The sequence below is a fragment of the Paraburkholderia sp. MM6662-R1 genome (genome assembly GCF_050436245.1).
Classification (GTDB): domain Bacteria; phylum Pseudomonadota; class Gammaproteobacteria; order Burkholderiales; family Burkholderiaceae; genus Paraburkholderia; species Paraburkholderia tuberum.
Window position 1 is genome coordinate 1,627,828 of record NZ_JBNDLV010000004.1, and the last position, 23,586, is coordinate 1,651,413.

General features: G+C 62.8%; 23 protein-coding genes. 18 read left to right on the plus strand and 5 right to left on the minus strand.

Annotated features, from left to right (window positions below; translation table 11 throughout):
- Nucleotides 1–33: 33 nt before the first annotated feature.
- Both OKW39_RS37380 and OKW39_RS37385 read right to left on the minus strand, forming a co-directional pair.
- Nucleotides 34–816: an SDR family oxidoreductase gene (locus OKW39_RS37380; RefSeq protein ID WP_187611699.1), complete on the minus strand. Its 783-nt coding sequence runs from the start codon at nucleotides 814–816 to the stop codon at nucleotides 34–36.
- Nucleotides 817–847: 31 nt separating this feature from the next.
- The gene (locus OKW39_RS37385) at nucleotides 848–1,858 is read right to left on the minus strand and encodes a zinc-dependent alcohol dehydrogenase family protein (RefSeq protein WP_429564921.1); all 1,011 of its coding nucleotides are present in this window, start codon (nucleotides 1,856–1,858) and stop codon (nucleotides 848–850) included.
- Nucleotides 1,859–1,995: 137 nt separating this feature from the next.
- On the opposite strand from OKW39_RS37385, the gene OKW39_RS37390 reads away from it, so the two are divergent.
- From OKW39_RS37390 to OKW39_RS37460, 15 genes are all read left to right on the plus strand, one after another.
- On the plus strand, nucleotides 1,996–2,745 hold the full coding sequence (locus OKW39_RS37390; RefSeq protein ID WP_184032221.1) for an electron transfer flavoprotein subunit beta/FixA family protein: 750 nt from the start codon (nucleotides 1,996–1,998) through the stop codon (nucleotides 2,743–2,745).
- 2 nt (nucleotides 2,746–2,747) lie between these two features.
- The gene (locus OKW39_RS37395) at nucleotides 2,748–3,680 is read left to right on the plus strand and encodes an electron transfer flavoprotein subunit alpha/FixB family protein (protein WP_429564922.1); all 933 of its coding nucleotides are present in this window, start codon (nucleotides 2,748–2,750) and stop codon (nucleotides 3,678–3,680) included.
- Between the two features lie 140 nt (nucleotides 3,681–3,820).
- Nucleotides 3,821–5,179, plus strand: coding sequence for an aromatic ring-hydroxylating oxygenase subunit alpha (locus OKW39_RS37400; RefSeq protein ID WP_429564923.1), 1,359 nt, complete (start codon nucleotides 3,821–3,823; stop codon nucleotides 5,177–5,179).
- On the plus strand, nucleotides 5,179–6,888 hold the full coding sequence (locus OKW39_RS37405) for an FAD-binding protein (protein ID WP_429564924.1): 1,710 nt from the start codon (nucleotides 5,179–5,181) through the stop codon (nucleotides 6,886–6,888). The genes OKW39_RS37400 and OKW39_RS37405 overlap by 1 nt, the downstream gene beginning before the upstream one ends.
- A 16-nt stretch (nucleotides 6,889–6,904) precedes the next feature.
- On the plus strand, nucleotides 6,905–7,891 hold the full coding sequence (locus tag OKW39_RS37410; RefSeq protein ID WP_090808816.1) for a thiamine pyrophosphate-dependent dehydrogenase E1 component subunit alpha: 987 nt from the start codon (nucleotides 6,905–6,907) through the stop codon (nucleotides 7,889–7,891).
- Nucleotides 7,888–8,880, plus strand: a complete 993-nt coding sequence (locus OKW39_RS37415) for an alpha-ketoacid dehydrogenase subunit beta (RefSeq protein WP_429364978.1) — start codon at nucleotides 7,888–7,890, stop codon at nucleotides 8,878–8,880. The genes OKW39_RS37410 and OKW39_RS37415 overlap by 4 nt, the downstream gene beginning before the upstream one ends.
- 43 nt (nucleotides 8,881–8,923) lie before the next feature.
- A complete protein-coding gene (locus tag OKW39_RS37420) occupies nucleotides 8,924–9,154 on the plus strand; it encodes a biotin/lipoyl-containing protein (protein WP_018425497.1) in 231 nt (76 codons plus the stop codon).
- Between the two features lie 51 nt (nucleotides 9,155–9,205).
- A complete protein-coding gene (locus OKW39_RS37425; protein ID WP_429564925.1) occupies nucleotides 9,206–10,021 on the plus strand; it encodes a 2-oxo acid dehydrogenase subunit E2 in 816 nt (271 codons plus the stop codon).
- 33 nt (nucleotides 10,022–10,054) lie between these two features.
- A complete protein-coding gene (locus OKW39_RS37430; protein WP_429564926.1) occupies nucleotides 10,055–11,587 on the plus strand; it encodes a class I adenylate-forming enzyme family protein in 1,533 nt (510 codons plus the stop codon).
- 32 nt (nucleotides 11,588–11,619) lie between these two features.
- A complete protein-coding gene (locus OKW39_RS37435; protein ID WP_429564927.1) occupies nucleotides 11,620–12,513 on the plus strand; it encodes a crotonase/enoyl-CoA hydratase family protein in 894 nt (297 codons plus the stop codon).
- Between the two features lie 48 nt (nucleotides 12,514–12,561).
- Nucleotides 12,562–13,341, plus strand: a complete 780-nt coding sequence (locus OKW39_RS37440; RefSeq protein ID WP_429564928.1) for an enoyl-CoA hydratase/isomerase family protein — start codon at nucleotides 12,562–12,564, stop codon at nucleotides 13,339–13,341.
- A 77-nt stretch (nucleotides 13,342–13,418) separates the two neighbouring features.
- Complete coding sequence (locus tag OKW39_RS37445; protein ID WP_429564929.1) at nucleotides 13,419–14,621, plus strand: acyl-CoA dehydrogenase family protein; 1,203 nt, start codon at nucleotides 13,419–13,421, stop codon at nucleotides 14,619–14,621.
- Between the two features lie 2 nt (nucleotides 14,622–14,623).
- Nucleotides 14,624–15,766, plus strand: a complete 1,143-nt coding sequence (locus OKW39_RS37450) for an acyl-CoA dehydrogenase family protein (RefSeq protein ID WP_429564930.1) — start codon at nucleotides 14,624–14,626, stop codon at nucleotides 15,764–15,766.
- A 15-nt stretch (nucleotides 15,767–15,781) separates the two neighbouring features.
- Nucleotides 15,782–16,615 (plus strand): SDR family oxidoreductase, encoded by an 834-nt coding sequence (locus OKW39_RS37455; protein ID WP_429564931.1) that lies wholly within the window; start codon nucleotides 15,782–15,784, stop codon nucleotides 16,613–16,615.
- Complete coding sequence (locus OKW39_RS37460; RefSeq protein WP_090808832.1) at nucleotides 16,612–17,190, plus strand: nuclear transport factor 2 family protein; 579 nt, start codon at nucleotides 16,612–16,614, stop codon at nucleotides 17,188–17,190. Before OKW39_RS37455 ends, OKW39_RS37460 begins: the two co-directional genes overlap by 4 nt.
- Before the next feature lie 137 nt (nucleotides 17,191–17,327).
- Here the strand turns inward: OKW39_RS37460 and OKW39_RS37465 are convergent, their stop codons facing one another.
- The 3 genes from OKW39_RS37465 to OKW39_RS37475 all read right to left on the minus strand — a co-directional run bounded on the left by OKW39_RS37465 (nucleotide 17,328) and on the right by OKW39_RS37475 (nucleotide 19,839).
- Nucleotides 17,328–17,648: a 2Fe-2S iron-sulfur cluster-binding protein gene (locus OKW39_RS37465; protein ID WP_184050275.1), complete on the minus strand. Its 321-nt coding sequence runs from the start codon at nucleotides 17,646–17,648 to the stop codon at nucleotides 17,328–17,330.
- A 30-nt stretch (nucleotides 17,649–17,678) separates the two neighbouring features.
- A complete protein-coding gene (locus OKW39_RS37470) occupies nucleotides 17,679–18,932 on the minus strand; it encodes an NAD(P)/FAD-dependent oxidoreductase (protein ID WP_429334436.1) in 1,254 nt (417 codons plus the stop codon).
- A gap of 100 nt (nucleotides 18,933–19,032) precedes the next feature.
- Complete coding sequence (locus OKW39_RS37475) at nucleotides 19,033–19,839, minus strand: TetR/AcrR family transcriptional regulator (RefSeq protein ID WP_429564932.1); 807 nt, start codon at nucleotides 19,837–19,839, stop codon at nucleotides 19,033–19,035.
- A gap of 88 nt (nucleotides 19,840–19,927) precedes the next feature.
- Here OKW39_RS37475 and OKW39_RS37480 point away from each other — a divergent pair, with 88 nt between their 5' ends.
- The 3 genes from OKW39_RS37480 to OKW39_RS37490 are packed head-to-tail and all read left to right on the plus strand — an operon-like array spanning nucleotide 19,928 to nucleotide 23,581.
- Nucleotides 19,928–21,172, plus strand: coding sequence for a cytochrome P450 (locus OKW39_RS37480; protein ID WP_429564933.1), 1,245 nt, complete (start codon nucleotides 19,928–19,930; stop codon nucleotides 21,170–21,172).
- Between the two features lie 40 nt (nucleotides 21,173–21,212).
- A complete protein-coding gene (locus tag OKW39_RS37485) occupies nucleotides 21,213–22,814 on the plus strand; it encodes a GMC family oxidoreductase (protein ID WP_429564934.1) in 1,602 nt (533 codons plus the stop codon).
- Nucleotides 22,811–23,581 (plus strand): enoyl-CoA hydratase/isomerase family protein, encoded by a 771-nt coding sequence (locus OKW39_RS37490; RefSeq protein WP_429555650.1) that lies wholly within the window; start codon nucleotides 22,811–22,813, stop codon nucleotides 23,579–23,581. Before OKW39_RS37485 ends, OKW39_RS37490 begins: the two co-directional genes overlap by 4 nt.
- Nucleotides 23,582–23,586 lie beyond the last annotated feature (5 nt).

The window sequence follows — 23,586 nt, forward strand, 5'->3', positions numbered from 1 at the left end:
CACGCGGCGCGTTGGGGCGAACCGCTCGTTGCGCTACACCACGGACATCGAGAAGCTCAGGATTTCCGAGACCCCGCCATCGACCATCAGCATTTGCCCATTCATGTAGGAACTCGCTTCGGAGGCGAGAAAAACCGCGACGCCGCCGAGTTCCTCGGGGTTCCCCCAGCGTCCCACCGAGATATGCGAGCGCACGATTTCCTTCATCCGCGGGTTGGACGTGACAGGCTCGGCCATTTCGGTGAGGAAGTAGCCGGGGCAGATGCCGTTGCAACGAATGCCGTGTCGGCCCAGTTCCGCGCCGAGCGATTTCGTCAGTCCGGCAATCGCGTGCTTGCTGGCCACGTATGCCTGCAGCTTCTCGCGACCGAGCACCGACACATAAGACCCGACGTTGATGATGCGTCCGTGTCCGCGTTCGATCATCTGGCGCGCAACTTCCTGCGCGAGCACGTAGGCGGCCGTAACGTTGGTATCCATCGTTCTTTGCCACATGTCGAGGTTCGACTGCAGAAAATCACTCCACTCGCAAATGCCGGCATTGTTGAGCAGGACGTCGATGCGTCCGTGGCGTGCAAGGACGTTGCGAACGCCGTTTCTGATTGCGCCCTGATCGGTGAGGTCGAACGGTTCGATATCGACGTCGCCGCCCGCTTTACGAATCGATTCCGCAGCGGTTTCGAGGCTCGCGCGCGAACGCGCGCACAGTATTACCGTCGCACCCGCTGCCGCCAGCGCGTTAGCCATGGCGAAACCGAGGCCGCGCGACGCGCCGGTGACAAGCGCAATCTGTCCTTCCAGTGAAAAGAGTTTCATAGTCTGACTCCGTGGATCATGCGAAGGCTGGTTACCGGTGGCGAATGACGATCTTGCCGAAATGCTGCTGGCTTTCGAGGTGCCGCAGCGCATCCGGTACGCGCGCAAAGTCATAAACCGAGTCGATGACGGGCTTGAGCTTGTGCAGTCCGATCGCGCGGTTCATCGCTTCGAAATCCTGACGGGAGCCGACGCGGATCGGCGCGATCGACAGTCCGCGCGTGAAGAATCCTTCGCCGGGAGAAGGGGCGCCGGTCAGCAGTCCGACCACGCTGATGCGCCCGCTGTCGCGAGTGGCGGCAATGGACTTGCCGAAGGTTTGGGCGCCGCCCACCTCGACGACCAGATCGACCCCAAAGCCATCGGTCAGGCGCAGCACGGCGTCATCCCAATTCGGCGTGTCGCGGTAGTTGATCGTGGCGTCGGCGCCGAGTTCGGCAAGCCGTTTGAGCTTCGCTTCGCTCGACGAAGTCGCGATCACGCGCGCGCCGAACAGACGGGCGAGCTGCAGAGCGAACAGCGATACCCCGCCAGAGCCCTGTACGAGCACGGTTTGGCCCGGCAGCAGCGGCGCATGCTGGCACAGCGCGTTCCATGCGGTGAGCGCGGCGCAAGGCAGCGTTGCGGCCTCCTCGTCGGAAAGATGATCCGGAACGCTAACCAGTTCTTCCTCGCTCAGCACCGCCTTGTCGCGCAGCATGCCTTCGACGATAGCGCCGCGGCCCAGCGTATCCGCGTGTTGCGGGCGGGTGCCGCCGTGCCAGTTCTGCGTGAAATTGGCCATCACCCGGTCGCCGGGTCGGAAGCGCTGCACGCCTGGGCCGACGGCAAGCACGACGCCCGCGCCGTCCGAGGCCGGAATGAAGTTAGGCGCCATCCAGTCGCGATACGCACCGTTGATCAGCAGCAACTCGCGGAAATTCAACGAACTCGCATTGACCTGTACCAGGACCTGATGAGCGTCGGGCGGCGCCGGATCGGGTTCCTCGCGTAGTGCCAGACCCGCAATACCTTCAAACCGTTCACATCGATAGAGCTTCATTGGTCGTCTCCATGGTGTCGAACGAGGGCGTCGAATTGAGCGACAAGCGACGTTCTCCTCATTCTTCTCGTTGACAGCTATAAAAAGATGAGTTCAGAATATAGAACATTGTTCAACAAAGCGTTCGGAGCGTCAAATTGAAAATACTGGTCGCGGTGAAGCGCGTGATCGACTACAACGTGAAACCTCGGGTGAAGTCCGATGGTTCGGGCGTCGATCTGGCCAACGTGAAAATGGCCATGAACCCGTTCGATGAGATCGCGGTGGAGGAGGCGGTGCGCCTCAAGGAAGCGGGCGTAGCGAGTGAAGTCGTCGTGGTGTCCGCGGGAACCGCGCAATCGCAGGAGGTGCTGCGTACGGCGCTCGCGATGGGGGCTGATCGCGCGGTGCTGGTGGAAAGCGATGCGGATCTGCAGCCGCTCGCGGTCGCTAAGCTGCTGGCAGCCGTGGCCGCGCGGGAAACTCCGCAACTGGTGCTGCTCGGCAAGCAGGCCATCGACAACGACGCGGGACAAACCGGCCAGAAGCTCGCCGCGTTGCTCGGCTGGCCGCAAGCCACGTTCGCGTTCAAGACGGAAGTGGACGGTCAACAACTACTCGTCACGCGTGAGATCGATGGCGGACTCGAACGTGTCGCGCTCGATCTGCCGGCGGTGGTCACGACGGACTTGCGTCTGAACAGTCCGCGCTACGTGACGCTGCCCAACATCATGAAAGCGAAGAAGAAGTCGCTGGAGACGCTGAGCCCCGACGCGCTGGGGGTCGACGTTGCACCTCGTCTGAAGGTTCTCGAAGTGACCGAGCCGCCGGCGCGTAAGGGCGGCGTGATGGTTCCCGATGTTGCGGCGCTGATTGAAAAGCTTCGTAATGAAGCGAAGGTGATCTGATCATGACTATTCTCGTTATCGCCGAACACGACAACGCAAGCCTCAAGCGCGCCACGCTCAACGCCGTCACGGCGGCGGGCGCTGCGGGCGGCGACATTCATGTACTGGTCGCAGGCCACGGCGCGTCGGCGGTGGTAGAGCAGGCCGCGAACGTTGCCGGCGTCGCCGAACTGCTCGTCGCGGATGCACCCGAATACGCGCATGGGCTGCCGGAAAATCTGGCCGCACTCGTCGTTTCGCTGGCTAGCGGTTATACGCACGTGATCGCGGCCTCCACGGCCGTGGGCAAGAACTTCATGCCGCGGGTAGCCGCGCTGCTCGACAGCGCGCAGATTTCCGACGTGATCGCTTTCAAGGCCCCCGATGTGTTCGTGCGTCCGATCTACGCCGGCAATGCACTCGCCACGGTCCAATCGTCCGACGCAATCAAGGTCGTCACGATTCGTCCGACCGCCTTCGATGCGGCCGCTACCGGTTCGGCCGCCGCGCCGTCGCGCGCCGTCGCATCCGCAGCGTCTTTCGACAAGGCCCGTTTCGTCGGCCAGGAACTGACGAAATCGAGCCGGCCGGAGCTTGCGGCAGCCAACATCGTGGTGTCGGGAGGCCGAGGCATGCAGAACGGCGACAACTTCAAACTGCTCGACGCGCTTGCGGACAAGCTTGGCGCCGCGGTCGGCGCGTCGCGCGCCGCGGTCGACGCCGGCTTCGTGCCGAACGACTATCAGGTCGGCCAGACCGGCAAGATCGTCGCGCCTCAGTTGTATATCGCGGTGGGTATCTCAGGCGCGATTCAGCACCTCGCCGGTATGAAGGACTCGAAAGTCATCGTCGCGATCAACAAGGACAGCGAGGCGCCGATCTTTCAGGTGGCCGACTACGGTCTGAGCGCCGACCTTTTCGACGCTGTCCCGGCACTGACCGCGGCGCTCGATTGACGTTCGCCCGGATTGACACCGACCAGAACGCTGTTCAAGATAATTGAACAGCTAGTTGCAATAAGGCCGTCGACCGCGCGGCCGCCACATAAAAAGCGGGAACCGGTGCCTACGCCGGCCATATGACGAAGGAGATAACAATGGGTAACACCAGTCCCGATTCGTGTGAGCACACTGTCCGCCTCGATTTTGTCCCGAAGGACAGTTACCTGTCGAAGCAGTTTCTCGAGCGCGAGAAAGAGCGCCTCTGGCCGCGAATCTGGCAGGTCGCCTGCCGTCCGGAAGAGATTCCCAACGTGGGCGACTTCGTGACCTTCGACGTGGCCGGCGAATCGATCATCGTGGTGCGAACCGCGGGAGATCAGATCAAGGCCTTCTTCAACGTCTGCCAGCACCGTGGCCGGCGCCTGACTAATGGCTGTGGCAAGGCCGCGAAATTTCACTGCGCCTATCACGGCTGGCAGTGGAATCTGGATGGCAGTCTTGCGCGTGTGCTCGACAGGCAAGATTGGGAAGGTTGCCCGGACATGGCTGACGGGGACCTTCGTCTCACGGACGTGCTGGTCGATACGTGGGGCGGGTTCGTGTTCATCAATATGGATCCGGCTGCAGAGCCGCTCGCGAAATTTCTCCACCCGGTGCCGGAGATCACGAACTGCTTCGAGTTCGAAAAGATGCGCTACCGCTGGTACAAGTCGATTCGTCTGCCGTGCAACTGGAAGGTTGCACTCGAAGCGTTCAACGAGGGTTATCACGTAGCGGCAACCCATCCGCAACTGCTCGACGTCGCCGGCGATGACGTGACGCGCAGTTTCTCCTATGGCCGCCATGGGATGTTTGGTTATTCGACGGCGACGCGGATGATCGGCGCGCCCTCACCGCGGACCGGCAAGCCGATGCCGGAAGACGTCCGCCAGGGGCTCGTGAACTTTTTCCGGGTAATGGAAGAGACTCTGAAGGCGATCAATACCGCGCGCGATTACGAAGCCGCGAAGCGCCTGATGACCGAAATGTCGCCGTCGGGTAACCAGTTCGAAGTCCTTGGGAAGGCGATGGAATTTCAGCGCGAGGCGGCCATCGCCGAGGGTGCGGGCTGGCCAGAGGTCTCTTTCGAGCAACTGGGTCGCGCGGGAGCGGACTGGCACGTCTTTCCGAATCTGGTGTTCCTGCCGTACCCGGACGGCGCGTTGTTCTATCGCGCGCGGCCGGATGGCGACAACCCGGATTCGTGCATCTACGACATCTGGTCGCTGCAGCGCTTCGCGCCTGGGGCGGAGCCGCCGTTGAAGCGCGAGTTCTATTACGGCGTGGACGACTGGAAGGAGAACGCGCAGGAAAACTTCGGCCTGATCCTGTGGCAGGACTTCCAGAACATGACCAACGTTCAGCAGGGCATGAAGTCGCGCGGCTTCAAGGGTTTGCGCACCAATCCGCTGCAGGAATCGTCGGTTTCGAACTTCCATCGCGCGCTGCGCGAATTCATCGCGCGGGATGAGTGATGTCGACGAACTGGGACGCAACCTACGACTTCGTGGTGGTCGGCAGCGGCGGGGGTTCGATGTGTGCGGCGCTTGCCTGCAAGTCGGTCGGCAAAGAAGCACTGATCATCGAGAAGCAGGCGAAGGTCGGCGGCTCGACCGGATATTCGGGCGGGGTCTGGTGGCTTCCGAACAATCATGTGATGAAGCGTCACGGCGTCAGCGATTCCTATGAGCGCGCGCGCCAGTACTTCGATGCGGCGGTTACTTATCAAGGGCCGGGGACTTCTGACGCGCGACGCGAGGCTTACTTGCGCACCGGCCCGAAGATGGCCGAGTTTCTCGAGCAGCAGGGGATGCAGTTCGTGTACGCGGACGGCTGGTCCGATTACTACGACACGCTGCCCGGCGGCGAGCCGCGTGGCCGGTCGCTGCTGGCCAGGTTGTTCGACGTGAAGGAACTGGGCGAATGGGCGCCGCGTCTGTCGCGCTACAAGGGCCCGTCGATGCCGGCCAACTCGGACGAGTATCCGCAACTGTTTCTGATGAAGCGGACGTGGGGCGGCAAGCGCAAGGCGATGCAACTGGGTGGCCGGATGCTCTATCAGAAGATCACCGGCAAGGAGCTCGTGGCCAACGGCGCGGCGATTCAGGGGCGCATGCTGCAGATGGCGCTGCGCGCGAACGTGCCGATCTGGACGGACACGCCGGTGCGCGAGTTCATCGTCGAGGACGGACGCGTGACCGGCATCGTCGCGGTACGCAGCGGCCGCGAGTTGCGCGTGCGCGCTCGCGAAGGCGTCCTGCTGAATACCGGCGGCTTTTCACACAACGCGGAAATGCGCCGCAGGTACCAGCCGCAGCCGTCGTCCGCGGACTGGACCAATGCGAATCCGGGCGATACCGGTGAAATCCTGCAAGCCGCGATTGCGCTCGGCGGCGCAGTGGACTGCATGGAGGAAGCGTGGTGGGTCGTGACGTCGCTCGGTCCCAACGAGGAATTGCCCGAAGGTGCACGGGCGCCGGATGGTTCGTCGTTGCCGTTCATGCATCACCTCGACCTGTCGCTGCCGTTTTCGATCATGGTCGACCAGGACGGCGAGCGCTTTTGCGACGAAGCGGGAGCGTACATGGAAATCGGTCAACGCATGTACCAGCGCCACAAGCAGACGGGTAAGGCCGTTCCCGCATGGGTCGTGATGGACAGCCGGCAGCGTAAGTACTACCCGTGGGGCACGGCGATGCCGGGCCAGATTCCGCAGAAGTGGCTCGACAGCGGATACATGATCAAGGCTGACACGCTCGAAGAACTGGCCGCGAAATGCAGTATCGACCGTGCTGGGCTGCTCGAGACCGTCAAGCGCTTCAACGGCTTCTGCGAAACGGGCGTCGACGAAGACTACGGTCGCGGCTCGCGCGCATTCGATCGCTGTCATGGAGACCCGACCATCAAACCGAACCCCAATCTCGGGCCGATCGAGGAGGGGCCGTTCTACGCCGTGCGCATGTATCCAGGCGATGTGGGCACGGCAGGCGGTCTCGTGACCGACGAATACGGGCGCGTGCTGAAGGACGATGGTTCGCAAATCCCTGGACTGTACGCCACCGGCAACTGCACGGCATCCGTGGTTGGCCGGTGTTATCCGGGCGCCGGCAGCAGCATCGGCGCATCGTTCGTGTTCGGTTACATCGCGGCGCTGCATGCGAGCGGCGCGCAAAAGATCTGGTGACACAGGAGAGTGACGAATGAATGCCTATCAGCCGCCCAGCAGCGAAGTCCTGGTCGACATCTACAGGCGCATGGCTCTCATCAAGCAGAACGATGAGCGCTTTCGTGCCGTTATCAAGGCCGGCAAGCTGGTGATGCCGTACTACTCGCCGCGCGGCCAGGAAGTGATTCCGTCGGCGATGTCGGTGTGTCTCACCGACGACGACTACATCTGCACGATCTACCGCGGCGTCCACGACATGATCGCCAAAGGTGTGCCGCTCAAGGAACTCTGGGCCGAGCTCGGAGGGCGAGTGACGGGCACCTGCAAAGGCAAGGGCGGCCCGATGCACGTCACGCATCCCGCGTCGGGCGTCATGGTGACGACCGGCATTGTCGGCAGTTCGATGCCGATCGCAAATGGGCTTGCGCTCGCCGCGCAGATTCGTGGTGAATCGCGCGTGGCCGTGGCCTACTTCGGTGACGGCGCATCAAACATTGGCGCCTTCCACGAGTCGCTGAACATGGCGTCCGTGTGGAAGTTGCCGGTGATTTTCGTCTGCCAGAACAACGGCTATGCCGAGCACACCAAATACGCGTATGGCACGTCCGTGCCGAACATCGCCCAGCGCGCCGTCGCGTACCAGATGCCGGGCATCACGGTGAACGGCAACGATCCGATTCAGATGCACAAGGCGGCGCACGAAGCGGTCGAACGCGCGCGCAACGGCGGCGGCCCGACGCTGATCGAAGCGAACACGTTCCGCTTTCAGGGGCACGTGTTCGGCGACCCGGACGCCTATATGGACAAGCACGAAAAGGCCGCCTGGCTCGCGAAGGATCCGGTGCCGCTGTTCCGTCAGTGGCTCATCGATGCGAAGCATGCGACCGAGGAGCAACTGGTTGCGATGGAAGCCGACCACGAGGCGCAGATCGACGCTGCGGTCGAATTCACGCTGTCGAGCGAATATCCCGATGTCGCGGAGCTTCGGCGCGACATCTTCAAGGACGAGGTGCTTGCATGAGCCAGCAGCCAACCAACATCAACACCATCCAGGCGGTCAACTTCGCGCTCGACGACGCGATGGCCGCCGACGCCAACGTAATCGTGCTGGGCGAAGACGTTGCCGACGGCCAGGAGGGCGGCATTGTCGGCGTAACGAAGGGACTGTCGTCGAAATACGGCACGTCGCGGGTGCGTTCGACGCCGATTTCGGAGCAGGCCATCATCGGTGCGGCAATCGGCGCTTCGATGGTCGGGATGCGTCCTGTGGCGGAAATCATGCTGATGAACTTCACGACCGTCGCGATGGACATGATCGTGAATCACGCCGCGAAGCTGCGGTTCATGTCGGGCGGACAGACCCATGTGCCGATCGTCATCCGCACCATGACGGGTGCGGGCTTCGGCACGGGTGGTCAGCACGCCGACTACCTCGAGGCCTGGTTTGCGCACGTTGCCGGCATCAAGGTCGTCACACCGTCGAATCCTGCCGATGCGTATGGCTTGATGCTGTCCTGCATCCGTGATGACGACCCTTGCCTATTCATCGAGAACATGCCGACCTACTGGAATCCGGGCAGTGCGCCGGAGCGCGGCGTGGCGATTCCGCTTGGCAAAGCCAACGTGATTTGCGCGGGTACCGACGTGACGGTGATCAGCTACAGCCGCCGCGTGCAGGAAGCCATGGCTGCTGCCGAAGTGCTGGCCAAAGATGGTGTCGCCTGCGAAGTGATCGATTTGCGCACCGTCTCTCCGTTGGATACCGAAACTATCCTGACTTCGGTTGCAAAAACCGGGCGCGCCGTTGTCGTGCACGAAGCCGTCAAACCGTTCGGCGTGGGTGCGGAAATCGCATCCCGTATCTACGAAGCCCTCTTTCGCGAGCTCAAGGCGCCCGTGCAGCGCGTAGGCGCGCAATTCTGCCCCGTGCCGTTCTCGAAGCCGCTCGAAGACGCGTTCGTACCGGGCGTGGCCGAAATCGAATCGGCGGTTCGCGCGACGCTGAAATGACCAGCACGAACACCCGGAATTCCATCATCAATAGAGCAAGGTCATGACCACACAAGTGCTGCTTCCCAAACTGGGCTTTTCCATGAACGAAGGCACGCTAGCCGAATGGCTGGCGGACGACGGCGCAACCGTGAGCGAGGGGCAGATTCTCTACGCGCTCGAAAGCGACAAATCGATTCAGGAGGTCGAGTCGCCCGCGTCGGGCACGCTGCGCATCGTTGCCCAGGTTGGCGAAGTGTATCCCGTCGGCACGGTGCTGGCGGAAATCGTCTGATTGGCCGTAGGCCGTCACGCTGTCCAACAGTCGTTCGAAGAGGCATCCGCGATGAGTGTCGAATCCGTTGCTACGCGACCGCAGTCCAATGTGAATACCGGCCCCGGCGAGGCTGCAGTCCCCGCTTTCGGCGCGAATCTGCCGCCTTGGCCGCAGGTCGATTTCGCCGAATTCGGCGAGGTGGAAGTCAAGCCGGTGTCGCGCATCCAGAAGCTCACAGGAGCCTTCCTGTCGCGCAACTGGCTGACGATCCCGCATGTGACCCACCACGACGACGCTGATATTACGTCGCTCGAAACTTATCGCAAGGCCCGTAACGAGGCGGGCACGGCGGTTAAGCTGACACCGCTCGTCTTCCTTATCAAAGCCGTGGTGCGGGCTTTGCAGGAGTTCCCGCAATTCAACGCGTCGCTCGACGGTGACGGCAAAAACATCGTTCTGAAGAAGTACTTCCACATCGGGGTCGCCGTGGACACGCGCTTCGGATTGCTCGTGCCGGTGCTGCGCGATTGCGACAGGAAGAGCGTCGAAGAACTCTCGGTGGAACTTGCAGCAATTTCGCAGAAGGCTCGCGAAAAGGGTTTATCGATGGCAGAGATGTCGGGCGGTTGCTTTTCGATCAGTTCGCTCGGCGGCTTTGGCGGTACCGGTTTTACGCCTATCGTCAATGCGCCGGAGGTGGCGATTCTCGGCGTGACTAAAACCCGGCTGGTAGCCGCGCCGGCGGACGACGGCGGCGTCAGCTGGCGCAAGATGCTGCCCCTGTCGCTCAGCTACGACCATCGAGTGATCAACGGAGCCGACGCGGCGCGGTTCGCCGCATTCATTGGAACCGTGTTGGCCGATCCGCAGACGCTCGCTGGCTAACAGTCGATCTGACAAAACAACGACAGGATTGAGATGAGAACCCTTGGCGAGATGATCGAGCGAAACGCTCGCTTGCATGCCGACCACACGGCGCTCGTGTACGCCGACCGGCGTCTGACGCACAGTCAGTTGGCGGAGCGCGCACGCCGCTTTTCGGGAGCGCTATATGAGCGCGGCCTGCGGCGTCAGGACCGGGTTGCGATCCTCGCGATGAATTGCGCGGAGTACTACGAGAGCTACCGTGCATGCGAGTGGGCCGGCTTCATTCTGGCAACCGTCAATTTCAGGCTGGCGCCCGCGGAGATTCTTTATATTCTTAAGGACGCGGCCCCTAAGGCGCTCGTATTCGAGGCTCAGTATGCCGATGTCGTGAACGGACTGCGTTCGCAGCTGCCCGAAATCGAGCAGTACATCTGCATTGGCGACGCACCGGATTGGGCCGTTTCGTTCGAGGCGGTGATGAAAGCCGGCCCAGTGGAAGGGCCGCCGATCCGTTCGAAACCGGAAGACTACGCGTACCTGATGTACACGAGCGGCACCACGGGGCGTCCCAAGGGCGTCGTGCGCACGCACCATGCCATGTGCGTCACCGCGGAAAGCTGCGCGCTGGTGACGGAGTTTTCGGGCAATACCCGCGTGCTACAGACGACCCCGGCGTTCCACGTCGGTGGAATTGGCTTCGTTAATTCGGTGGCCTGGATGGGCGGCACGACGGTCGTGCATCGCGCCTTCGAGCCGAAGCAAATGCTCGAGACGATCGCCGAAGAACGCATCACCTTCACGTTCATGGTTGCCGCGATGCTTCAGGCGGTCCTCGATGTGCCCGAACTGTCGAGCTATGACGTGTCCAGCATCGAAAACATCGTCACGGCGGCAGCCCCGGTGCCTGCACCGCTGCTGTCGCGCGGCATTCAGGTGCTCGGCCCGGTGTTTTCGGTCCAGTACGGCATGACCGAGAGCAACGCCTGCTGGTTGCCTGCGCACGAGGTCAAGCCCAAAGGGTCTCCGGAACAGCTACGGCGTCTCGCATCGGTAGGGCGCCCGTGCCCCGGCATCGAACTGCGCATCGTCGACGATCACGGCAACGAGCTGCCGCAAGGTCAGACCGGCGAGGTCTGGCTGCGCTCGCAGACGCAGTTGAGCGGCTACTGGAACAACAGCGTGGCGACGGTGGAAGCACTGCGCGATGGCTGGTATCGCTCGGGCGACATGGGCTACCAGGACGAGGACGGCTACATTTTCCTCGTCGACCGCAAGAAGGACATGATCATTTCCGGCGGCGAGAACATCTACAGCCGTGAAGTCGAAGATGCGCTGCTCCAGCATCCGGCAGTCATCGACGTGGCGGTGATCGGCGCGCCGCACGAGAAGTGGGGAGAGTGCGTCAAGGCGATCGTCGTTTTGCGCCGTGGCGAGCAAGCGGGCGAAGCCGAATTGATCGAGTTCTGTCGCGGCTTGATCGCGAGCTACAAATGTCCGAAAGCCATTGCATTCATCGACGAATTGCCGAGGCTGCTGACGGGCAAGATCAGCAAGGTCAGTCTGCGCGCGCAGTTTGCCCGGTGAACGGCAATCGCCTCAATTGGAGGGAATCGACCATGGCCAAATGGCTGAAAACATCGGAGTGCGTGAAGTTTGAAGTGGCGCAACGCGTTGCGCGCATCACGCTGAGTCGTCCGGACAAGCGCAACGCCATCAACAATCCGCTTCTGCAGGAACTCAAGGCCGCGTTGCTCGAAGCCGACGACCTCAAATCGGTGAACGTGATCGTGCTGTCGGGAGCTGGCCGCGACTTCTGCGCAGGCTACGATCTGGTGACGACGTATTCGGATCGGGCCGCGGACGCCGCTGATCCGGGTGACTATCGTGGAACGATTCGCAGCTTCGACGACGACTGCTGGTCGATGGAGCGGCAATCGGAGACGGTCAATCTGATGGCCGATATCCACAAGCCGATCATCGCGCAGGTGCATGGCAACTGTCTTGCGGGCGGCACGGATCTCGCGCTGGCGTGCGACATGGTGATCGCCGCCGACAACGCAAGGATCGGCTTTCCCGCCACGCGCGCGAACGGCTCGCCACCTGCGCACATGTGGTTCTATCACGTCGGCCCGCAGTGGGCGAAGCGCCTGCTGCTGTCTGGCGACTCGCTGACGGGCCGCGATGCCGCGAAGATCGGGCTCGTGATGGATGCGGTGCCGGCAGAGCAGCTCGAAGCGGAGGTGGGCGAGTTGGCACGCCGTCTGTCGTTTGTCGATGCCGATCTGCTTGCGGCCAACAAGCGCATTGTCAACATCGGGCTGGAGCTGGCCGGTTCGCGCACGCTTCAGCGGCTCGCGGTGGAAAACGACTCACGGGCTCACCAGAGCCTGGGGCCGCGCCGCGCGCAGTTCAAGGCGGACATGGAAGCGGTTGGCCTGAAGGAAGCGCTCAGGCGCCGCGACGAGCCGTTCGGCGACGGGATGATCCGCCTGCACGCTCGCGGCAGTTGACCAGACCGTCGAACGGACGAACCAAACTCAGACGAAGAGCCGAACATCATGGATGTTGAACTCACTTTGAACGGCGCGGTTGCGACGCTGTGTCTGAACCGCCCCGAGAAGCTCAACGCGCTGACGCCGGAAATGCTTGATTCGATTCTCGGCCACCTCGATCGCATCGACAAGGATCCGGAGATTCGCGCGGTGATTCTCACTGGCGCAGGCCGCGCATTTTGCGCCGGTGCCGACATCAAGGGCAGCGGCGCCGCGCCACCGCAGATGAGCGTGGCGCACGCGCGCGCATCGATGGCGGTGTATCAGAAGATCGCGCTTCGGTTGTACAACCTGAACAAGCCAGTGGTCGCGGCGGTACGCGGGGTTGCCGTGGGAATTGCCTGGAGCTTTGCGCTGTGCGCGGACCAGCTCATCGTTTCCGATACGGCGCAGTTCATTCCCGCCTTCCTGATGCGCGCAACCTTACCTGAAGGCGGCATGGTGTATCTGCTTGCGCGTCATTGCGGCGAGTTTCGCGCCAAGGAAATCATGTATCTGAATCGCCGGCTGAGCGGCAAGGAAGCGCTCGATATGGGTCTTGCCAGCCATCTCGTCGAGGACGGCGAGCTTGACGCGGCCGCCGAAAAGCTGGCTGGCGAGCTGGCGGCTGGCCCGACTTTCTCGCTCGGGCTGACCAAGCAGTTGTTCAGGTTGAACCCCGGTGGCATGGAAGAGTTTCTTGCGCAGGAACTGAACGCGGTGGCGCTCGCGGTGAACTCCGAGGACGCCGCGGAGGGCCGGCTCGCCGCGAGAGAAAAACGCGCCCCGGCTTTCAGAGGCCGCTAGGCGGAGCACCCGCACAAGCGCGGCGCAGTGGCGCGACAGAGCAGACAACGAGGGCGCAAGAGATTCAGGAGTCAGGCATGCATTTGGGCTATAGCGAGGAAGACGAATCATTTCGTCGGGAAGTCAGAACGTTTTTCAGTGAGCATGCGCCGGCCGACATTTCACGCCGCTGGCGTGTCGGCGTGCATCCGCCTGCGCGCGATGACATCCGCAGATGGCAGCGCATTCTGTACGAGCGCGGCTGGGGTGCGCCCCATTGGCCCGTCGAACATGGCGGCACCGGCTGGAGCGCGCTTCGCAAGCATATCTTCATGGAAGAGCTGTACAACGCCGATGCCATGGACTATGGGTGGCAGTCGACGCAGATGGTGGCGCCCGTCATCATCGCGTTCGGCTCGGACTGGCAGAGGGAGCGTTTTCTCGGGCCTATTCTGCGTGGCGACGAGTTCTGGTGCCAGGGCTTTTCGGAGCCGAACGCGGGCTCGGATCTGGCTGGACTGAAGACCACGGCCGTGCTCGACGGTGACGAGTACGTGATCAACGGCCAGAAGATCTGGACCAGCGACGCAACGATTGCCGACTGGGGCTTCTTCCTCGTCAAGACCGATACGAGCGTCAAGCCGCAACGAGGCATTTCCTTCCTGCTGGTCAACATGGACACACCGGGCATCACGGTGCGTCCGATCGTTTCGATCGAGGGCGGCAAGGGCCTGAATGAAGTGTTCCTCGAAAACGTGCGTGTGCCGAAGTCGCATCTCGTGGGCGAGGCCGGCATGGGATGGACCTATGCGAAGTACCTCCTGGAGAAGGAGCGCACGGCGAGCGCGTTCCTGTACTTCAACAAACGCGAGCTGCAGCGCGCGAAAGATATCGCGGAGCAGGAGCGGGAGGACGGCGTGCGGCTCATCGATACACCCAGGTTCGCGCGCAAGGTCGCGGAGGTCGAAGCGGACCTGATGGCGCTCGAATGGTCGGTGCTTCGCATCCTTGCGGAAGAGAAGAGCGAGCGCAATCTCGATGCGGTCGTCTCTGCGCTGAAGATCAGCGGGTCGGAGATGCAACAGCGCGTGACGCAGCTGCAAATGGACGCACTCGGTCCCCGCGCGATGCGTTTCGACGACCACGGCGAGCCGCAGGGTGATCTGGCGGTCGACGAAAACTGGCCGGATTACATGGGCGGCCGCACGTCGGGCTATCTGATCGCTCGCGCCTCCACGATCTATGGCGGCGCGCGCGAAGTGCAGAAGAACATCATTGCCAAGCTGGCTTTTGGACTGTAGCCATGGACTTCAACTTCTCCGAAGAACAATCGATGCTGAAGGACGGCGCAGAGCGCTACGTTCAGCAGGAGTATGGATTCGAGGCGCGCACGCGCATCGCATCGGGGCAAGAGGGTTTCAGCCGCGAACATTGGCGCGCCTATGCCGAACTTGGCTGGCTCGGGCTGACGATGCCGGAAGACGTCGGCGGTCTCGGGTGCTCGTTCGTTGAAACGGCGATCGTGATGGAGGCGCTCGGCCGCGGTATGGCGCTCGAGCCGGTCGTGCAGACGGCGCTGCTTTGCGCCACGATCATCGAACGAGGCGATGCGCGGCGCCGGCGTGAGACGCTGCTGCCCGCCGTCATCGACGGCACGCTGCTGCTGTCGCTCGCGGACAGCGAAGCGGGCAGCCGGTACAAGCTGGGATGCCACGCGCAAACGCACGCGCTCAAGAGCGCCTCGGGTTACCTGATCAGCGGCGCGAAGACGCTGGTGATCGCCGGCGCGTCGGCGGACCAACTGCTCGTGACCGCGCGAGTCGAAGGCGCGGCGCAAGGCGTGGGCGTTTTTCTTGTCGATCGCCGGGCCGCGGGCGTAACGTGCCGGTCGTACCGCTTGCTCGATGGATCGCGTGCCGCGGATATCGACCTGCACAACGTCGAACTCAGTGACGATGCATTGATCGTCGGACCTGAACGCTCGCTGCAGGTGCTCACGCAGGCAACGGAACTCGCTAGTCTCGCGAGCGTGGCCGAGAGCCTTGGCATGATGGAAGCCGTGATGGCGATCACCTCGGAGTACATCAAGGGACGCTCGCAGTTCGGCCAGCCGATCGGCAAGTTCCAGGCGTTGCAGCATCGCATGGCTGAGATGTTCGTCGCCACGCAGGAGGCGCGTTCGATGCTGTACTGCGGGATCGCGCACCTGAACGGCCCGGTGGCCGAACGCAGCCGCGTCATCTCGGCGGCCAAAGCAGTTGCCGCACGCGCCAATCGCTTCGTTTGCGCGCAGGGCATCCAGTTGCACGGTGGCATGGGGCTCACCGAGGAATATCCGGTAGGGCACTACTTCCGCAAGATGACAATGATGGAGAAGATGTTCGGCGATATCGACTTTCATCTCGACCGCGTTGCGGCAGGCGGCCGGACACCGATAACGGCCTGAGACAGGGAGCAGATCATGCAACGCGTGAAGCAAAAGATTGCCATCGTGACCGGGGCCGCATCCGGTATCGGCGCTGCCTGTGCCGCCAGGCTCGCGCAGGAGGGCGCCTTGCTCGTCGTGGCGGACCTGAATTTCGAAGGCGCGCAGGAACAGGTTCGTCGTATTAACGAAGCGGGGGCGCACGCGGTCCCGGCGCAGGTCGATATCGGCGACGAAAGTTCGATCGATGCATTGTTCGAGCTGACGCTCAAGACTTGGGGCGGGCTCGATATCCTGCATAACAACGCCGCGGCCACATCGCTTTCCAGTACGGTCGATGCGGCAGTCGAGGCACTCGACGTCGGGGTCTGGGACGACACGATGCGCATCAATCTTCGCGGCACCATGCTGGCCTCGCGGTGCGCGCTGCCGCTGATGCGCGCACGAGGCGGCGGTTCGATTATCAATACCTCTTCCGGTGCCGCTCAGGCGGGCGCGCTGGGGTACAGCGCGTACGGCGTCTGCAAGGCCGGTATTGAGGCGCTGACGCGCTACGTCGCCGCGCAGCACGGCAAGGAGGGGATACGCTGCAACGCGATCGCTCCCGGCCTGATCGTCACGCCGGTGACCCAGGCGTACTACTCGGGGGAGACCGGAGAGATGATGCTGAGCCACCATCTCACGCCTCGCCTCGGGCAGCCCGAAGACATTGCACACGCGGTGGTGTATCTCGCTTCGGATGAGGCGGCGTTCGTCACGGGCCAGGTGTTCAACGTCGATGGCGGACTTCTTTCACACCAGCCTTACTATGCCGACGAAATCCGCGCGCGCCCGGCCGCAATGGCCAACGCTACGAAGGGGAAGGCATGACGACGGATTCAGCGCTGCTCGCGCGTATCGAGCGCATCGAGGCGCAGCTCGCCATCCAGCAGTTGCCCGTCCGATACGCGCTCGCGGTCGATTCGCGCGATCTGGACAGCCTGGTGCAACTGTTCGCCGAAGACGTCGATTGCGGCCGATGGGGCGTAGGGCGCGCGGCATTGAAGACGTTCTACGGGTCCGAGCATATTCTGCGCGGCTTTTATCGCAGCATTCACCAGATCTGCGGCCACGTCGTCGATTTCATCGATGCCGACCATGCGACGGGAAGCGTCTATTGTCGCGCGGAGCACGAGGACAACGGAGCGTGGGTGGTGATGGCGATCTGCTACTTCGATCACTATGTGCGGCGCGACGGGCAGTGGTGCTTCGAGCGTCGCGACGAACAGCATTGGTATTCGACGGACTGGCTCGCTCGCCCCGGTGCGCCACGCTTGCAGAACTGGCCCGGCAAGTATGAAGGCGATCGGTATCAGCCGCGTCTTCCGCAAGGATTTCCGACGTGGGCGGCGTTCTGGAGCAACAGCGAACAACACGCGATTGACGCGTTGACGAAAGCGCCGTAAGCGCGGTCTCGTCTTCGGCTCCTGGCCCGCCACGTAGCCATTCGTGGGACTGGCGAGGAATGCAAGGAGTGAGGTCCGCGCAAACTTCCGCATCGTGGAGATCGACGTCGTGCGGCAGGCCTCCCTGCTCCTCGCGCTTACGCCGTCAGATCGGGCAGACGCACCACCAGCCCGTCCAGTTCCGGCGTCATGAAGATCTGGCATGTCAGACGGCTGTTTTCGCGCACGTCCATCGCGCAGGTGAGCATGTCGACTTCATAGGATTCCGCCGCTGGCATGTGGCTGCTCCAGGCGTCGTCGACATACGCGTGACAGGTTGCGCAGCTGCAGCTGCCGCCGCAATCGCCGAGAATGCCTGGGATCTGATTGTTCACCGCTGTTTGCATGACTGAATCGCCAACGTTGGCGCTTACGGCGGCCTCGCTGCCGTCCGGCTGGATGAATCGAATGAGCGGCATGGCTTGTGAACCTCCGAAAAATGAATTGGACTAGGGAAGCAGACTTTTCAACGGGATCGATTCGTTGGCGAGATCGGCGGCGCGGACCGGAATTTTCTCGGCAACGAAACGCTTGGCCAGCACGAATTCGGGTACACGGCTGACCGTATCGGCCGCGAGCATGACGCCGTCCTTGAGATAAAACGCCGAGAAAGAGCGGGCTTTGGGATCGCCGCGCAGGACGAACTCGTCGTAGCCGAAGGACAAGCCGACCATCTTGAGCTTCAGATCGTATTGGTCGGACCAGAACCACGGCACGCTGTTGTAGACACGCTCCTTGCCGCACAACGACGCAGCGGCGGTGCGGGCCTGCTCCAGCGCGTTAGGGACCGACTCGAGACGCAGGCGCCGTCCAAGGGAAGGGTTGGGGTGGTTGGTGCAATCCCCGACCGCAAAAATGTCCGGGTCGGACGTGCGCGTGTGTTCGTCGACCATGATGCCGTTGTCGACAGCAAGGCCGGCCGCTTGCGCGAGTTCGGTGGCGGGCTCCAGTCCCACGCCGACGATGACGAGATCCGCGGCGACGCGCGTGCCGTCCGCGCAGCACACGGCGGCAACGGCGTCGCCGGATGCGTCGAGTTCGAACCCACTCACGATCGCGTTGGTACGGATGTCGACTCCGGCTTCGCGGTGAACTTCCTCGTAGAACCTGGAAAGCTCGGGAGCCGTGACGCGCGCGAGGACGCGCGGCAACGCTTCGAGCACGGTGACGCGCAAGCCGCGCTTCACGGCTACGGCGGCCACTTCCAGCCCGATATATCCACCGCCGATGATCACGAGGCGCGAGCCGGCATGAAACTGGTTTCGAATCCGCGCGACGTGATCGAGCGTGCGAAGGTAGTGAAAATTCTGCAGCTTCTCGGTCGCTTCGATACCCGGCAACGCGAGGCGCCGCGCGCGGCCGCCGGTGGCCAGAACCAGTTTCGTATAGCTGATTTCGCTGCCGTTGGACAGCGTGACCCGTTTCGCGTCACGGTCGATGTGCTGCGCGCGCGTGTTCGGGATGAACTCGACACGCGCTTTGTCGTACGTCGACAGCGGTTTCAGGTACAGCTGCTCGGCGGTCGATTCGCCCGACAGGAATGCCTTGGAGAGCGGCGGCCGTTGGTAGGGCAAATGCGGTTCCTCTCCCACCATCACGATGCGTCCCGTCCATCCCTGTTCTCGGATCGCGGTCGCGCATTCTCCTGCTGCGTGACCCGCCCCGACGATCAGCGCGATGTTCTCTGCGTCTCCAGCTGTCATGAGGCTAACTCCATCTCGCACGGCCGCAGGCTCGCTGCGGCCACAGTAAGTCTGAATAATGTTCTAAATTGTGAACGACGGTCGCTGCGCCTGTCAATGCTCATGAACCCCGTTGGGCCGAGCCGGAGCTGACCATCGCCTCGATGCCGCCAACCGCGAAACGAATCAAATAGGTGCGCATGCGCTCGATATGTGCTGTCGTAAGTGCCTTGGCTCCGGAGCGCGCTTCCTGCGCGTAAAGCTCGTTGAGCACGAGATGAAACACGGACTCGACGAAATGCTGCACCAGTTCGACGGTCTCCCGCGTGACGCGGGGAAGTGCCTTGGCGAAGGCGTCACGGTAGCGCGCGGCCGCAGGTGCGTATTGGTCATAAAACGGCGCCGTGAGATCGGGGCGCTCCAGAAGACAGCCAATCTGGGTCAGCAGGCGCAAGTAATTTCGCCACCCCGGATCGCCGCTCTTCAGATGCGCGAAGGCTGGTGCGGAAAGTGCGGTCACGATTGCTTCCGCGTTGGGACGCTTGCCTTGCAGCGGTGCCAGTTCGGCCTCGAGCGATTCGATCACCTGCCGGCTGATCACCGCGGCGCGACGGCCGATCGCCTGCTGAAACAGCGCGTCTTTGCTGCCGAAGTGGTACCGCGCGAGGCTCAGCTCCATGCCACAGCTCTGCATGATGTCGCGAATCGACGTGCCGAAGTAGCCGTGCATCGCGAACAGCCGCTCGGCCGTATCGAGAATGCGCTCTGGCGTCGTGCTGCGCGCCGTGGCACGCGGCTCATTGTCGGCAGTTGCCCGTCTGCTGGCGGCGTGCGTAGTGCTGGACGGCATGGTTTCCCTTTGATGGCGGGCGCGAGCCAGAAAGCGCGCAACATCCCCTTCCGCGAATGATAAATCGATCTTGCACACTTGTGCAAAGTAGAACATAGTTCAACTATTGGTACCTCGCGCAAAAGCAGAGGTGCCTGCAAACCAACGATCAACGGAGACAGGAACCATGGCCGGCGCGCTGCGACTTGAGGACTTCGACGATCCTGAGTTCAACCCCTTTTTCGAGGATTCACTCGCTTACGGTGCCGATGCGGACCCTTATCCACGCATTGCGGAACTGCGGGAACAGGCTGCGGTTCAGGAAGGTGACTACCGTGTGCTGATGGGCGGCGCGGCGGACCTGACCATGTCCGATGTCGCGCACTATTCCGTATTCGGATACGACGAAGTCTCGAAGGTGCTTGGCGACCCGGCAACGTTTTCAAACAAGTCTTACGAGCGCAATCTCGGTATCAGCTTCGGGCGCAGTATCTCGACGATGGATGCGCCCGAGCACCCGCGCTACCGCCGCATCTTCCAGAAGGCCTTTTTGCCGCACACCGTCGCGGCATGGGGCGATACGCTGGTCGACCCGGTGGTGAGCGAGCTGATGTCGAAGTTCATGGATCGCGGACATGCGGATCTCGTCAACGAGTTCACGCTTCACTACCCGTTCAACATCATCTATCGGCAACTGGCATTGCCGCCGGAAGACGTAAAGATCTTTCACAAGCTCGCCATCGCACAGACGCTGGTTTCGATCGATGTCGAGCATGGCGTGGAGGCATCGACGAAGCTGGGCACCTATTTCGCGCGGCTCGTCGACGAGCGCCGCAGTAATCCCGGCGACGATCTGGTGAGCTCGCTGGCCACCGCGGAGGTGGACGGCGAGCGGCTACCGGACGAGGTCGTCATTTCGTTTCTTCGCCAGCTGGTGAATGCGGGCGGCGACACGACCTATCGCGCGACCAGCGTACTGTTGCTTGCGTTGCTGCGCGATCCGGTACAGCTCGAAGCGGTGCGCCAGGATCGCACGCTGGTCGCGGCGGCGATCGAAGAGGCTCTGCGCTGGGACGGCCCCGTGCTGATGCAGTCGCGTATGGCGACGCGTGATGTCACGCTCGGCGGTGTCGAGATTCCTGCCGGCGCATTTCTCGACGTGGTGGCGGGCAGCGCCAATCGCGACCCCAGCCGTTTCGCCGATCCGGACAGGTTCGACATCTATCGCAAGGCGGGTCACCGGCACTTTGCATTCGCCTATGGCCCGCACGTGTGCATCGGCCAGCACCTTGCGCGCGTGGAAATGACGCGCGCGCTCAACGCGATTCTCGATCGCCTGCCCAAACTTCGGCTCGATCCGGCCGCGCCAGCTCCACCGATCAACGGGATCATGATGCGCGTTCCGCATTCGATTCCCGTCATCTTTGGCTAACAAGGTTCGCTGGTCTGCACGGACGGTGGAGAACGCATAGATGACCGAGTTTGACTTTATCGTGATTGGCGCGGGTGCGGCGGGTTGCGTGCTAGCCAATCGTCTTTCGGAGAGCGGGCACCATACCGTGCTACTCATCGAGGCAGGTCCGGAAGATCGCAATCCGTTGATCCGGATGCCAAAAGGCTTTGGCAAGCTGCTGGGCGACCCGGCTCATGCCTGGTTCATTCCGGTGCAGCCCGATCACGGCAACGGGCATCGCAACGAAATCTGGCTTCGCGGCAAGATGCTCGGCGGTTCCAGCAGCATCAACGGCATGGTGTATATGCGAGGTCATCCCGAGGACTACGACGGATGGGCCGAACTGGGTGTCGAGGGCTGGAGCTGGCAGAACCTGGCGCCTTGCTTCCGGCGCATCGAAGATCACGCGCTCGGCGCCGATGAGCTGCGTGGAGAGGGCGGCCCGCTGAAAGTGTCACCGTACGCGCAGCGCAATCGAATCGGCGAGGCCGTACTCGAAGCGTGCCGGTCGCTCGGCGTGCGGCGCGTGGAAGATATCAACAGGCTCGATCATGAGGGCGTGGCCTATCTGATCTATACGATACGCAACGGTCGTCGGCAAAGCTCGGCCGAAGCCTTCCTGAAGCCTGCGAGGGCGCGCAAGAACCTCACAGTCGCTACCGGCACGCAAGCCGCGCGAATCGTGTTCGACGGCACGCGCGCCGTCGGCGTGCAGGGCGAAAGCGCGGGGCAGCAGATCGCTTACCGTGCGCGTCGCGAGGTGGTGCTCTCGGCGGGCGCGATCGAGTCGCCGCGGCTTTTGCAGTTGTCGGGCGTTGGCGATCCCGGCCATCTGCGGTCGCTTGGCATTCCTGTCGTGGCGGCGAGTCCGGGGGTCGGACGGAACCTGCGCGAGCACTATCTATATATGCTGCAGGCCCGCCTGCGGCACTGGCGCGATTCGCAGAACCGGCAGTTCAGCGGCATGCGCTTATGGCGCAACGCGATGCAGTATCTGCTGTTCCGCCGTGGCGTGATGTCGCGCGGCTCGTACCAGGTGGGCGGCTTCGTCAAGACCGCGGCGGATGCGATGCGTCCCGATGTTCAACTGATGATGGCGCCGTACTCGATGGATTTCGGCGCGGCCGGTTACGCGTTCGAGTCGTTCCCAGGCATGCAGCTCTTCAGCTACCCGCTGCGCCCGCGCAGCGAAGGGCACGTCAGGATCCAGTCCGCGGACCCCCGCGTGCCGCCCGAAGTCGTCGCGAACTACCTTGCCGATCCGTACGACCGGCAGACGGCTGTCAACGCATTCCGGTTCATGCGCAGCGTGCTGGCCGCCGAGCCGCTTGCCAGCCTGCTGGCAGGGGAGACACGCCCAGGCCCCGCCGTCCAGACCGATGACGAGATTCTCGACCTCTACCGGCGTGAAGGCCAATCCGGATATCACGCTTGCGGTACCTGCAAGATGGGATCGGACACGCTTGCCGTGCTCGATTCGCGGCTGCGCGTGCGCGGTGTCGAACGCCTGCGCGTGATGGATCTCTCCGTAACACCCACGATGATCTCCGGCAACACGAATGGCCCCATGATGGCGATGGCATGGCGCGCCGCCGGCCTGATCCTGGAGGACGCGCGATGAGCCGCCTTGAAGACTACAGTGGGCGCTTTACGAACATCGACTTCGAGCGACGCGACGGTGTTTTGCAAGTGCGCCTGCATACCGATGGCGGCCCGCTCAAGTGGGGCGCGCTCGATCGCAGCATTCACAGCCAGCTAGGCGAGGCGTTCTACCAGATCGCACGCGACCTCGATAATCGCGTAGTCATCCTGACCGGTACCGGCGATTCGTTCTGCGACGCGATGAATGACGCCGAGTTGCCGGCGGAGCCGCTTGTGCAAGTCTGGCCGCGCCTGCAGCGCGAGGGGCAGGACCTGCTGATGCAACTGCTGGACATTCCGGTTCCGGTTATCGGCGCGATCAACGGGCCGGCACTCATTCATGCCGAGTTGCTCGTGCTGTCGGATATCGTGCTGGCCTCCAGTCGCGCCGAAATCTCGGACCAGGCGCACTTCGTTCACGGCGTCGTGCCGGCGGACGGCGTGCAGATCGTCTGGCCGATGCTGATTGGCCACAACCGCGCCCGCTACTTTCTTCTCAGCGGCGAGCGCATCACGGCGCAGCGCGCGTGGGAGCTCGGCGTCGTCGGCGAAGTCGTCGCGCACGACACCTTGCTCGAACGTGCGTGGCAAATGGCGCACGAACTCGCGGCGAAGCCGATCGAAACGCTGCGATACACGCGCGCGGTCTTCACGCAGCCGTTCAAGCGCCGCATGGTCGACGAACTGGGCTACGGGCTCGCGCTCGAAGGACTGGCCGGCATTGCCGCGCAGTCCGGCAAGAGGTAGCCCGT